At 39.3% G+C, this 13,572-nt stretch carries 11 protein-coding genes; 5 read left to right on the top strand and 6 right to left on the bottom strand.

Annotated elements, in window-relative coordinates; genetic code table 11:
- Positions 1-717: stage II sporulation protein M (locus G4P69_RS32290; protein ID WP_208353845.1), on the bottom strand; the 717-nt coding region annotated here is incomplete at its 3' end.
- 105 nt (positions 718-822) lie between these two features.
- Between G4P69_RS32290 and G4P69_RS32285 the strand changes: the two genes are divergently transcribed.
- Complete coding sequence (locus G4P69_RS32285) at positions 823-1,683, top strand: DUF975 domain-containing protein (RefSeq protein ID WP_208340730.1); 861 nt, start codon at positions 823-825, stop codon at positions 1,681-1,683.
- Between the two features lie 21 nt (positions 1,684-1,704).
- Positions 1,705-2,478 carry an RDD family protein gene (locus G4P69_RS32280; protein ID WP_208340731.1) on the top strand — a complete coding sequence of 258 codons (774 nt, stop codon included), beginning with the start codon at positions 1,705-1,707 and terminating at the stop codon, positions 2,476-2,478.
- Positions 2,479-2,608: 130 nt separating this feature from the next.
- Here the strand turns inward: G4P69_RS32280 and G4P69_RS32275 are convergent, their stop codons facing one another.
- Positions 2,609-3,406, bottom strand: coding sequence for a DUF1868 domain-containing protein (locus tag G4P69_RS32275; protein ID WP_208340733.1), 798 nt, complete (start codon positions 3,404-3,406; stop codon positions 2,609-2,611).
- Positions 3,407-3,522: 116 nt separating this feature from the next.
- Between G4P69_RS32275 and holA the strand changes: the two genes are divergently transcribed.
- Positions 3,523-4,509: a DNA polymerase III subunit delta gene (gene holA / locus G4P69_RS32270; protein WP_208340735.1), complete on the top strand. Its 987-nt coding sequence runs from the start codon at positions 3,523-3,525 to the stop codon at positions 4,507-4,509.
- Between the two features lie 320 nt (positions 4,510-4,829).
- A complete protein-coding gene (locus tag G4P69_RS32265; RefSeq protein WP_208340737.1) occupies positions 4,830-5,267 on the top strand; it encodes a DUF4168 domain-containing protein in 438 nt (145 codons plus the stop codon).
- A gap of 127 nt (positions 5,268-5,394) precedes the next feature.
- Here the strand turns inward: G4P69_RS32265 and G4P69_RS32260 are convergent, their stop codons facing one another.
- From G4P69_RS32260 to G4P69_RS32245, 4 genes are all read right to left on the bottom strand, one after another.
- On the bottom strand, positions 5,395-6,126 hold the full coding sequence (locus tag G4P69_RS32260) for a TylF/MycF/NovP-related O-methyltransferase (protein WP_208353842.1): 732 nt from the start codon (positions 6,124-6,126) through the stop codon (positions 5,395-5,397).
- Between the two features lie 252 nt (positions 6,127-6,378).
- A complete protein-coding gene (locus tag G4P69_RS32255; RefSeq protein WP_208340741.1) occupies positions 6,379-10,386 on the bottom strand; it encodes a PAS domain S-box protein in 4,008 nt (1,335 codons plus the stop codon).
- 169 nt (positions 10,387-10,555) lie between these two features.
- The gene (locus tag G4P69_RS32250) at positions 10,556-11,326 is read right to left on the bottom strand and encodes a hypothetical protein (protein WP_208340743.1); all 771 of its coding nucleotides are present in this window, start codon (positions 11,324-11,326) and stop codon (positions 10,556-10,558) included.
- 148 nt (positions 11,327-11,474) lie between these two features.
- On the bottom strand, positions 11,475-12,245 hold the full coding sequence (locus G4P69_RS32245; protein ID WP_208340745.1) for a pentapeptide repeat-containing protein: 771 nt from the start codon (positions 12,243-12,245) through the stop codon (positions 11,475-11,477).
- A gap of 595 nt (positions 12,246-12,840) precedes the next feature.
- Between G4P69_RS32245 and G4P69_RS32240 the strand changes: the two genes are divergently transcribed.
- The coding region (locus tag G4P69_RS32240; RefSeq protein WP_390693615.1) for a general stress protein at positions 12,841-13,572 on the top strand (732 nt) is incomplete at its 3' end.

Below are 13,572 nucleotides of genomic sequence, written 5' to 3'. Positions count from 1 at the left end.
CCCTGCCCCACCTGCAAAAAAAATTGCTGGTAATTCCAATGCACCATGAGGAAACACAAAAGCCCAAAATGGATAAGCAAGATTATTCTGGGTTACCAAGGTACCAATGACTCCAATCAATAAGCCATTAAATATCATCATATAAGCGGTGAATGCTCCCATGGTGATCCCACCAGCAACAGCACCAAAGGACACTGACAAATTATTAATCATAATACTGCTGGATGCTAAAGGTTCCGTACCGACAATTGATCCCATCCACAGTTTATGGTCGTCTCGTACCATTTTAATAATGCGCTCTGGTACTATAAGCGACACAAAGGTTGGATCCTGCCACGCATACCACCAAGCGGTTAAGGCTCCTAGGAGAAAAAGAGCAGTTGCAGTGGCAATGTATGGAAATGCCTGTCGTATTATAGATGGCAGCCCCCATCGGTAATATTCTATGACAGCTTGCCATTCCTGCCTTCGTGAACCTTGATAAATTTGTGTGTAAGCTCTAGTTGTAAGAAATTCTAAATTTTGTATCAAAGTATTGCCTAGTTGCTGAGTACGAGCGCGTGCTAGATCTGCTGTTACAGAGCGGTATAAACTAGCAAGTTCTCGAATTTCTGTTGCTTGCAGCGACTTTAGTCCTTTTTTTTCTACTTGTCTTAATAAATTGTCTAGGCGCTGCCAATTTGGTTCACGTCGCCCTATCCAACGTTGAAGATTCATAAAAAAACTGGATACGTTTGGAAATTCATACTCTTTGGGAATACTGAGTTTAACTTACATTAGGATAGCATCAAACTAACAGCCTCTATAGGAGCGTGAGATATCATGTCTTTTAATGTTGAATCTCCAAGCGTAATGCAACCATTGAGTCTCGGTAATGTTATCAACGCTGGAGTGCAGCTATATCGTTCTCACTTAAAGTCTTATATTCGTTTAGCTTTTATTGCCTATTTATGGATGTTTATTCCAATCTACGGTTGGGCAAAACTTTTAGCGAATTTAGCTTTGATATCTCGCTTAGCATTTGGAGAATTAGTCAATCAACCAGAAGAGATTGAGACAGGACGACGTTTTGTAAATTCTCGATTATGGCAGTTTTTATGTACAAGCTTGTTAATGATAATAATTATTGCATTTTTGATAATTTTGATTAGTATTACTTCACTAATTACGCTTGGTTCGTTAGGTGGTCTCGCAGTCGTTGCAAATAATATTTTTAGTGGCAACAATGTAAATATAGTGGTTTTGACTTATTTATTAACTGTTATTTTTTTCTTAATTTTGATTATTACTGCATTGTGCATAAGCACTCGATTTCTTTTAGTCGAGATTCCACTTGCGGTTGAAGAGAACGTTAGCGCTGTTTCGACCATTGGTCGTAGTTGGGATTTAACAAATAGATATGTTTGGAGAATTATGTTAATCTTATTTGTTGCTTATTTAATAACCATACCTATACAACTTCCATTTAGTATACTTAGTAATGTTATTCCAATAATTATAAATCCTTTAATAAAGGATAATTCAAATTATGGGGTTATTTCGTTGATAATTAGCTTAATTTTCAGTTTAGGAAGTGCCATATTAGTGGCTCCGTTTTGGCAGTCAATTAAGGCTGTAATTTACTATGACTTGCGAACTCGTCGTGAAGGCTTAGGCTTAAAGTTACGTGAACACAATATTTAATAGTATTTTTTGTAAATCCATATGCATCTTTTTAAGCATACAAAATTTCGGACGCCAGAAAGTATTGAATTAGAATTTGACCTCGCTGGTATCGGTAATCGTGCATGGGCATTGGTTATAGATTATCACATTTTGGCTGGGATTTTAATACTATTTATTGTTTTTTGGACAGCAGGTTCAATTCAAGTATTAGATATTACAAAAGTAATTTTTAGTAACAAGATGAGTGTTTGGTTTGTCGCGATCGCACTCATGATCTGCTTCTTTATTTACACAGGCTATTTTGTCTTTTTTGAAACTATATGGCAAGGACAAACCCCTGGTAAACGCTTTGCTCAAATTCGAGTTGTGCGCGATAATGGTAGACCTATCGGTTTACAGCAAGCAACGCTTCGTGCGTTGTTACGACCATTTGATGAATTCTTTTTTATAGGAGTTTTTTTAATTATTTTTGGTCGTAGTGAAAAACGACTGGGTGATTTAGCTGCTGGCACTATTGTCATCCAAAACTACACACCTGCTAAATCGGCAAATATTATAATCTCAGATCAAGCCAATTCAGTGTACGCACAATTGCTGACAATAGCTGATTTCTCAATTATGTTACCTGATGATTTTGCCGTGATTCGTGAGTATCTACTCAGACGAAATACAATGTCATCAAAAGCCAAAGCCTCTGTTGCTAGGGAACTATCTAACCAGCTACTAGCTATTCTTAACTTAGAAAATATACCAGAATCTATTACCCCCGATACCTTTTTAGAAGCTGTGTATCTAGCATTTCAGAGGGAGTAAGGGTAATCAGTGAACAGTAAACAGTTATCAGTGGTCAAAGTGTACGGTGAAAAGCTTAAACCGAAAGATAAAGACATTATTCTTGACTGATAACTGATAACTGATAACTGTTTCTCTACCCCATGCCCCATCAACAAATATCTAAACTTGGCCAATCTACTTCACGATAATAGCGTGTCATATCGTCAAACTTTCGTAGTTCAGCGCGGTGGATGATGAATTCTGGTGGACTCGACAACCACTGCTGATTCAATTGATCAAGCATACGAGAAAAGCGATCGCGATCTAAATCAGATGCAATTTCTCCAAAATAAGCTAATGTAACATGCCCTGTGAAGTGATAATGCTGTTCAATACCCAATGCAATTAATTTAGGATTTTGATAAATGGACCGCCTTAAGTGAGTAATCCGGTCGTAAAAGCTTTGGTTTTGGGGCACTAAGCAAACAGCAATAGATCTTGGCATAACTACTAATCCTAGCATTTGCCATATAATCGGGTGACCCAAGTTTGTCATCGATTGCTTATATTGCTGAAATATTTCCCCAAAGCAAGAGCGTAGCTGCTCGTCAAAAAGTGGGTTTTCTTCACAGGCGTGGCGATAAGCGTTTTCCCAGATTAAGTCCGCTAACGTAAAATGAAAGCTAGCAGGAGGAACTGGTACAATTAAATCAGAATTTAGAGGCAACTGCAAAAGTTCCTGTTGGTAACTCTGCAGTTTTGTATAGAACGCAAAGTTTTCAGATTGTTCGTCCTGTTGTGGTGGTGTGATTACGGCATAACCAGGGAAAGGCATCGCTTCTCTTACACCAAGTGATGTCAAATGAAATTTAGAAGATTCCTGAATATGCTGGATTTGGGATTTGTAGGCTTCGGGTAACGTCATCCGTGCTACCCGATTCAAGTAGGTTTGATAGTTATCGTCCAACTTTGATCTCCTCTAACTCTCAGTTAGATAAATTTTAAGAAAATTTAAATTCACTGAACGGCAATTAGTGATTTAAAAAGTATGGCAAATATTTAGATTTTTTTGAGGTTTTAGCTATGGCAATTTACTTTTACTGGGGTGAGGATGATTTTGCTATGGAAAAGGCGGTGACTCTGGCGCGCGATCGCATCCTTGATCCTCAATGGGAGAGTTTTAACTACACTTCCTTCTCGCCAGACGAGTCTGATGCTGTCATACAGGGGTTAAATCAAATTATGACACCACCTTTTGGTCTTGGTGGACGTTTGGTTTGGTTGGTCAATACTAACATCTGCCAGCACTGTCCTGATAATGTGCTGGCAGAATTACAGCGAACGCTACCAGTCATACCTGAAAACTCATTGTTATTGTTCACCAGCAGTAACAAACCTGATGAACGGCTCAAATCCACAAAACTTCTCAAAAAATTTGCAGAATTTCGGGAATTTTCTTTAATTCCTCCTTGGAAAACAGAATTACTGGTACAGTCTGTTAACCAAGCGGCTCAAACCATAGGAGTAAAATTAACTACAAGTGCTGTTGATATGTTAGTAGATGCTATAGGTAACGATACGCGGCTGCTTTACAATGAGCTAGAGAAATTAAGGCTCTACACCCAAGGTAGTAAAGAGCCTTTAAATACAGACGCAGTTAGCCAGTTGGTAAAAAATACGACTCATAATAGCTTACAATTGGCAGCAGCAATTAAAACAGGGGATACCGCTAAGGCTTTGGGAACATTAGCTGAGTTATTAGCTGCTTGTGAACCCCCCTTGAGGATAGTTGCTACACTGACTGGTCAATTTCGCACTTGGTTATGGATAAAGATAATGATGGACAGTGGTGAACGAAATCAACAGGCGATCGCCCAAGCGGCTGAGATAGCTAATCCTAATCGCATTTACTATTTACAGAAAGAAGTAAATAGCCTTAGTGTGCAGCAACTTGTTACCAGCTTACCTCTTCTACTAGAGTTAGAAGTCAGTCTCAAGCAAGGAACTTCAGAAGCTATGACACTTCAAACTAAAGTGATTGAACTTTGTCAAGTATTCCGAAGAAGCTGAAAACAAATCCCAACATTTGATAATAAAGTGTTACGGAACTTCTCCTCGTTAAAAGAATTCAAAGTAATTAACAATCATAAGTAGTCAAGAGCTAGTACCGCTGCAAGGAAGGTCAAAAAGCTGTTCCTTTGGTCTTTCTAGTAAGCTTAAATAGTAGCTTGATTTCTTCCATAGTCTACTAGTCAGGAGCAGGAGCCAAAAAAAAGATGTAGTTAAGTCCAGTTATGCTAACTCCTTTTATATAATGCCCACTGTAATTATTTATTGTACTGAAAATGAAGATATTTGACTATCGTTTTTGCCGATCCAGTTTACCTACAATGGTTTTCCAAACAATATTGTTAGGAGCTTTTAGCACTACAATTGTACTCTACAGTTCTTTGATTGCCATATTAAAAGTTGAAGCCCAAAGTCCATCACCAGTTGACAATACTGATCTGATTAGTTACTCCAAGGCTTTATTAAGAATGGAGCCAGAACGCCAACAAGCCTTTGAAGAAATAAAAAAAATTATCGGTAACGGAGATGTTCCCAAAATCGTTTGTAACGATTCCAATAGCCTAAGTGGGCTTCCAGGCAAAGCTAAAGATGTTGCAATTAGCTACTGCAATCGCTCCCAAAAAATAGTTGAAGAAAATGGTCTTACTATTGATCGCTTCAACAAAATCACCGTAGAGGTTCAGAATAATAGTGATTTAAAAAAGCAAATCTATAATAATTTACTTCGTTTGCAAAAGAGCCCTAGCGCTCAGTATTAGTATTAACGATGGTTTACTTCTGCTTTTATAAAAATGCAATTCAATCACTACGACTGATTTCTGAGTTTACCGAAACAGGAGCATTGCACCCCAATAAAACAGGCAATTAACACTTGAGTAGCCTCTTTCAAAGAATCATTACCGCAACTTCTCTACCAACTCTGTTGTAAGCAATGTATTGGTACTTAATATTGTGCTTGGTAACGAATTCTTGAAAAGCCTTAAACTCATGTTTTTCCCAAGTTGGATAATTGAAATATTCATCAAACACGATGACTGTTCCAGATTTGATGCGATCGCCCAAGAAATCGAACACAGTTTTTGTTGATGAATACAAATCACAATCTATATGTACAAATGATACATGCTCTTTATGTGTTTCTATGAATTTAGGTAAACTTTCTTCAAACCATCCACGGTAAAGCTTTACATTTTGAGCAACAGTAGGAAGTTGACCTTTCATATCAAATGATCCTTTATCAAACTTCCCTGCATTAGGAATATTTACCCAAGATTCTGGCAATCCTTCAAACGAATCAAAGCCATGAACGCTCTTACTTTTAGAAACTTGTTGGGCTATTAAATTTATTGTGGCTCCTTGCCATACTCCAAACTCCAGTATTAAACCATCTAGATTAGACTGAGCAATAGCCCATTCCAGCAAACTTAAATTATTGGTAAAAGTATATGCACTGCTCATATGCTCTGCTACATAATCAGCTGTTGATTCCAACGCTTTCATTTGTATTTGCAGGTTAATATCTAAGCTATAATATTTTGCAAATCGGTCAAAAAAGATACTTCTAAAGGCCCCATTCAAAAACTTCTTAACTCTATAACTATCCGTTTTATTTAGCATATACTAGATTTTTGACGAAGTTAGTACTCATCTTTATTGATACAATATGACGTACCTTTTTGCAACCAGATATTGCGCATTGAATGAAATACTACTGATTACGGGTCGCAAAATATTACATAATAAAATCGATGTCTGCATAAATTCCAAAAGCTTAGAACTGGAGAAGTGCCATTTGTTGAAAATCCTCCCTCAAAACACTCGACATTCCGACTTCATTAGAGAACTGGGGGGACGGACGCTGAGGGTACTTCACATACGTCCAGCTAGATTCGCAACTACTAAGGCTAACTGAAGCGGCTCAATAGGTTTAGGCAAATGGGTTTGAAAACCTTCCTGTATAGCTCGTGCGCGATCTTCACTTCTCGCATACGCTGTTAAAGCGGCGGCGGGAATGTTTCGCCTTTGGACTGTATTTTTTATTGAGCTTTCTGAACTAGCCTTCCTAATATCTCCTTCTCCTGTTGAAGACACTGTAGGCACTGTACATTCATCTGCGTAGGATTTTAGCCAGCTATTCCGAGAACGACGCAGCCGCCTATTTTGGGATACTTTGCGGCGGCGTTCCTTGAGAGCTTCCCGTTTACGAACTTTACGAATTAAGGAATAACCATCTTCCTCTGGCATTCCAATATCACTTACTAAAACATCTGGTTTCCACTTTTGGATCACCCCCAAAGCTTCCTGAACAGATCCTGCTACCATAACTTCCGCTTGGTATTGTTTGAGCGTTGCACTAACATACTCACGGGTATCAGCTTCATCATCAACAACCAAAACTTTCACGCCCTCTAAAAGGGATGAAGGCAAACGAGAAGATAAAGAAGACAAAACAGGTGAAGTTTCTTGAGTTATTCGCTGTGTCTGCCTTTCCTGTTGTTCTTCTTTTCTATTCATGAGAGGGAGTATAACTGTAAATGTTGCGCCTTTACCCTCACCCAAGCTTTCGACGTAGACATTACCACCGTGTAGTTCTACTAAATGACGTACGATCGCCAACCCCAGCCCTAGTCCGCCATGAGATCTAGTAATAGAACTATCAGCTTGACAAAAGCGATCAAAAACGTAAGGAAGAAATTCAGACTTAATACCTATTCCTGTGTCACTGACTGTCATTTTTGCAAAACTTGGGCAATATCTCCCCCCGTCTGTTTGTCTGCTCTCGTGTTCTACTTCTTGCAGCTTTATTTCTACTCGACCACTAGAAGGAGTAAACTTGATAGCATTGGATAGCAAATTCCACATTACCTGCTGCAAACGTTCTGCATCTCCAGAAACGAGGAATTTTGGACTTGGAATTTTGGATTTTAACTCACCATACTCGCTTGAGCTATAATCCAAAACAGAAAATCTCAAATCAATTCCCTTTGCCTCTGCTGCTAAACGCACAGTATCAATCGCTGATTCAATAATCAAAGCCAAAGAGCAAGTACGGATCTGAAGGCGCAATTTACCTCTAATCATTCGTGAAATATCAAGCAAATCTTCAATCAGCTGCTTTTGCGCTCTAGCATTACGCTCAATTGTTTCGATCGCTTTAGCAATTTTATTTTCATCCAGCTTGTGTGAATGTAAAAGCTGTGCCCAACCAAGAATAGCATTAAGGGGCGATCGCAGCTCGTGAGACAATATTGCTAAGAACTCATCTTTCATGCGATTGGCTTCCCTTAGCTGCTCAGTTTGCTGTTGCAAAGAACCGATCAATCTAGCACGCTCCATTGCAATTGCTATTTGATCACAAACAGCTTGCATCATCCCTATTTGATTAGCGCTAAACTTCTGCCGACTACGACTTCCAAAAGAAAGAGTCCCTAAAAGCTGCCCTCGCGCTATTAAAGGGTAACAATAATAAGCTGTAACACCAAAAGATCGAACTAAGGTGGTTTCGAGATCTGTTGACTGCTGTAAATTTTCTACAGCAATAGGACGACGCTCTAATGCTACCTTACCGCACACTGCTTGACCAAGCGCCAACCACTCAATTTCTTTGGCAGCTTCCTCTGTAATTCCACTATAAGACTCTAGCCGCATTTGCTCGGAGTTTTCTTTAACCAAGTAGTTGAAGTAAACGTCTAAACCTATTTGCTGTTTAAGTTTTTTAAACGCACTGGCTACTAATGCCGCTGGTTCATGGCTTGATAGCAGATCGTTTGTTACGTTAAATAACAAATGCAGTCTTTGATAACCCAAAGATAACGCTTTCTCTACTTGCTTAAGATTAGTGATATCTTGAAATGTTAATACGCACGTAGCTGGATGACCATGCATTTTTGGCAGCGTATCTGCAAATATTAACAAAGACTTGGTATCAGTTGGCGTGTGCCAATCTAGTTCAAACCCCTCGATTCTTTCACCACGGGCAACCCGAATTCCAGGAGCCTGTTCGTCTAAAATAGGATTTCCATTTGCATCCGTAGAGTAGTAAATAGTATGATAATCTTCAACTGATTTAGCTTTAGGAAATGTCCCCCCAGCTACTTCGTCAGCAGCTTTGTTAGCGAAAGTTACCTTCGCTGTTCCAGGTTCGATAAACAGTAGAGGCGTAGGCATAAGGTTAAGCACTTCTTCTAGCCATTTTTGTTGGTTGCTCAGTGCTTCCTCTGCTTGCTTACGTACTGTAATATCGTCAGCAAACCCTAGGATCTGATAAATTTGTCCCTTTTCATCTAGAATTGGCACATATTTCATGAATAAGGTGCGATGATGTGGAAAATTTACTGTAGCTTCTGTTGTTTGTAAAGTACCTGTTTCTTGTGCCTTAATCAAAGTTGGAAGATAAGATTGACAAACTTCCGTTGGAAGTATTTCTTCGTCAGTGCGTCCAATAACTTCCTCATATGATTTTTGAAATAGATCCAGTGCAGTAGTATTAATAAACTGGAATCGTCGCAGTGCATCGTAAATGACAAAGCAATCTGGGATGTTATCAACCGCTAATCGGAATCTCTCTTCACTGTGACGCAGAGCTTCCAAAGCTTTTTTACGAACGCTTAAGTCTAGGATAAATGCGACTAACTCTTCCTTTGTTTCCCCTACAAGGGTGTATCCTACTAAAACTGGGACACGGCTATGATCTTTACGGATGTATTCTTTTTCGTGAGGTGTACAAGCTCCTTTTATTTTTGCTTCAGCAAGACTCTGATCATCTTGGGCTTTATACTCTGGTGGTGTAATCGAAATCCAGTTAATGTCGTTAGCTTGTAAGTCTTCTTGTGTACACCCAATCATCCGCAGAAATTCATCATTTGCTTGCTGGATATTGCCTTGAGTGTCGGCAAATATAATACCAATTATGTTAGCCTCCACGAGGCTATTTAGTTTTTCTTCCTTTACCCTTAATGCTTGTTTGATGCGATCGCGTTCTTCGCTCACAAGTTCAACTAAGGCTGCATTATGCCAGATTAAAACAGAGAAGCTAATAATTAGAACCACTACGAGCAATGATATAGCCAATGCTGGATCATATAGCCCTGCCCGTTGACCTTGAAGAATCAACCATCCAAGCATCAAAGGTACTATAATTGCTGCAACGAACAAACGACGGGCTAATAACCCATTATAGGTATTGTTTGTTACTAGTCGCATAAAGCCTTGGTCTTTGTGCAAATCCATAATACCGATACCCAGCAATGCGAAGCTAACTGCTGTATTTAAGGCCATTGATTTTATTTTTGGAACCATATGGTATAGGCTTTCTACATGATAGGTGTAGCCCATAACAGCTAGTCCAGAAATCACACAAGCTAAAAGAGCGAGAACTTGAGCAAACCAATAACTACGTTCGCTTTTTGGTTTAATTCCCAGATCTAAAGCTCTGCCAATCAGTATAAAGTTTAGCCCTGTATTTAACCCCATTGCTCCTGAATAGTATGGCGTTACAGAAATTCCGTCACTACGAAACAGCAGATCGTCAATTCCAGAATTCCAACCAAAGATGTATTGGCTAAGGGTGAACAAACCAATTATCTGAACCGTTACTGCACAAACTCTAGCAACCCAATAGGTGGGGAACGAAAAAACACCAGACAGTTTATTTACTTGTTTTGTTTGAGCCAGCCATAGAGACAAGCCAGACAAAACTAAGCAGACAGCAGTGATTGCCTTCATGTTTAAGGCGCTTGAGGCAAAAACGCTTTTGAGAAATTCTATGTTAAGTGACCACCCGATTAGTACTAATAAGGCTAACGTTATCGCGATCGCACTGGCAGTTTGTGCAATTCGTGAATTTGAAGAGGTTTCATGTGAGTCTTGTTGATACAAGCGGTTTACCCCTGACTATTGAAGATTCCGTAACCGCGTCTATCTGCCGTGGCAAGTTCGGTTATTTAAAGATTTTTGTAATGAGTATTGTCTACTCACTGATATTATAGTAGTAAAATCCTGCTAGGCTGATATATGGTTAGGATCGTATAGCACAAAAACGTCGAATTTACGAAAATAACTTAAATCGTGCCAGCTGAGTTTCAATAACTTGGGGCAAGGTTTTTTTGAGTTCCTTGCTATGTTGGTATTTTAGAAGTTGCTTAGGTGGTAAGTCAAAGGGAAACTGTCCTGATAAATCTGGGCGCTCCATTTGCACTAGTAGAATTTGCTCAGTTCGCTTACTTTGGATGGCATACCCAATTTCTACACAAACGTTTGAACTGAGAAGCAATTGAGGAGCTTGTTTACCCTCGATACTAGCAATTGGGGTAGCATCAGCAATAAATAGTAAACTTTTACGGATTTTTCTCATGATAGAGCTTCCCAACCGTAGAGGTACGTCTTGATTCCGGTAGGATTCTACTAATTTTAAAGGCAGGCGCGATCGCACGTTCAAAATCTCCAGACTATCAAGCAGTACCTCTCGAAGAGTATCACTTGCTGGTAAATACTCGATTTGATAGCACAAAAAAATTGTTGGATCTAGCTGAGCTAACAATGACTGTTTAGTAAAATAAATTTCATGACTAATCAAGTCAATGTTAGCTACAAAATAGCCTCCACTACCTTCGATATAAAATTCAACACTTTCTCCTTCTAAATAGCGACCAAACCAATTTGATTTCTTGACTTGCTCACTATCTTCTAGAAAATCGGCTCTTAGTCCTGTTTTCAATAAGCTTTTTTTACTGAGGCGAATATCAGGCAAACGTTTTTCCACTTCTGGAAGCGGCTCGTAATCTTCAATATACCATGCCCTCAGAGGAATAATCGACATAAGGCCCTATTTGAACTATCTCTTGCTATTTAGTTACTTTACCCACCCAGCATGGAAAGAGTCTCGTTCACACAATATCGCATAGCGATAAGTTGAGTGTACCAAAGCTTCCCCACTACGATAAAATTCGACCAAAACCTCTAAGAGCTTAGAAGGGGAAAAACTGAAGCAAGAGTGAGCCAAGACTTCCCACGAGATCCATTAAGTTAGGTTTACCAGCACTGATCTTTTCTGTCTGGGTTGTTTGCAATTCTTGCACAAAGGCTTGTGCTGTTTGTAGTCCAGTTACATTATTCTGATACGTGAAAAGCTTAACAGCAGTTTGACCATCTTGCAATGCGGTTTTTCGATCAAATAGCTGGTAGCGAGCGACACCACGAGCCAAGTAAGCACCTGCATAGTCTGGTTTAAGAGCGATCGCTTGATTAAAATAATCAATCGCGTGCTGTTGGTTGCCTTTTTGCGCTTCTGCTACACCCCAATTATAAAACTCCTCTGGTTTGGCAATTTGCAATGGAATACCTATTGCTCCTTGTAAGTTTGCTTCATTGAGATTTACGCCTGTCAATTGTGCATTGACCAGGTAAGTATTTCTGAAGTCAGCACCTACTAAAGTAGCTCCATTAAGTTTAGCATTGGTCAGGTTAACACCAAATAAAACGGAGCCGCTCAAATTCGCGCCACTCAAATCAGCACCGCTTAAGTTGGCGCGGCTAAGGTTAGCCCCTGAAAGATTAGCATTGCTCAAATTTGCTGCTGATAAGTCAGCCATCACCAATCCAGCATTGCTTAAGTCACAGCCTTGACATTGTCTGGTTGCCAATAACTGTCTGATTTGTTCTGGGTTTGCTGCTTGAGTACTTTTGCTCAAAGTAATTGTGGTTAGAAACGCAGCTATAGCTATTATGTAACTTTTCATATTTCGGGGTTGCGATATCTTACCTAGATGCCCAACGATAACATAGAGTATGGGGAAAGCGGGAAGAGGGTGAGAAGGGGAAAACTTTACTACCTACTACCTATGCTTTCTGCTGCCATATTTTCATTGTTACAAAAGTTAAAATTATTTAGCGAAAATGGAATTTATTGATCAAGAGAGGGAATAAGTAGTAGGGAAGCAGTAGCTGTAATTAATTCTTTCTCAGTACTCACGATAACAAAATTTCTCAGAAAGTTTGGTAACACGATGATATATGGATAAACTAGGTACTCATTGCACTAGGAAATGTCCTTTTCCTAGATGTTTGTTACTAGCATCATTAATTATTACTTAACCAAGCAATAATTAATTGTTGAATGAGAAATTTATGTAAAATAATTAATTTAATAAACTTAAATTAACAATTATTTTTACTTTTTCTTGAAAACTATAACTTGAGACAGAGTGAATAATTCTCCCAAGAGATTGATGAAAAAAATAAAAAACAAATGAATAAATAGATTAGGTTGCATCGATAAATTTGAAAATCAAGTAATCGTTGAAAATAATAAATTAAAATTGCGAGGAATTAGAGATGGTTGTAGGTGTATATAGGCGTGCTGTAGGCGTATTTACAAATCGGCGTGATGCGGAAGATGCACTACATGAATTGAGAGATTCTGGCTTTGGGATGGATAAAGTGTCTGTGATTGCACAAAATCCAAATGGAGAAGACGAAATTGCTGGCACTGAGGTACGAGATCGGATTGGGAATAAATCCGATGAAGGCGCTGCTGTAGGAGCAGTTTCTGGGGGTACATTAGGCGGATTAGCAGGCTTGTTAGTTGGTCTTGGTGCTTTAGCAATCCCCGGAATAGGTCCTATTATGCTAGCTGGTGCAGCAGCTACTACCCTTGCAACAACTTTAGCAGGAGTTGGTATCGGTGCGGTAGCTGGTAGCTTAGTCGGTGCACTAGTTGGTTTGGGAATTCCTGAAGAGCGAGCTAGAGTTTACAACGAACGAGTAGGGCGGGGACATTATCTAGTTATTATAGATGGCACAGATGAAGAAATTGCCAGAGCGCAAGCAATTCTGGAACGCCGAGGAATAGAAGAATTTGCCGTTTATAACCAGCCTAATACCGCAAATCGTCCCGCAGAACACGTTAGCCCAGTCACTCCAGTGGCTGGTATTTCTAACAAACACGCTATTGGTTACTTCCAAAATAGAATCGACGCTGAAGCAGCAATTAACGATTTGCGAGCAGCAGGGTTTCCGTTAAGCCGAATCTCTTTGATTAATCGGGGTTCTTTTCAAAAAACACCC

This window comes from Aetokthonos hydrillicola CCALA 1050 (assembly GCF_017591665.1).
Classification (GTDB): domain Bacteria; phylum Cyanobacteriota; class Cyanobacteriia; order Cyanobacteriales; family Nostocaceae; genus Aetokthonos; species Aetokthonos hydrillicola.
The sequence above is the reverse complement of the archived record's forward strand: the minus strand, read 5'-3'. Positions and strand labels throughout refer to the sequence as shown.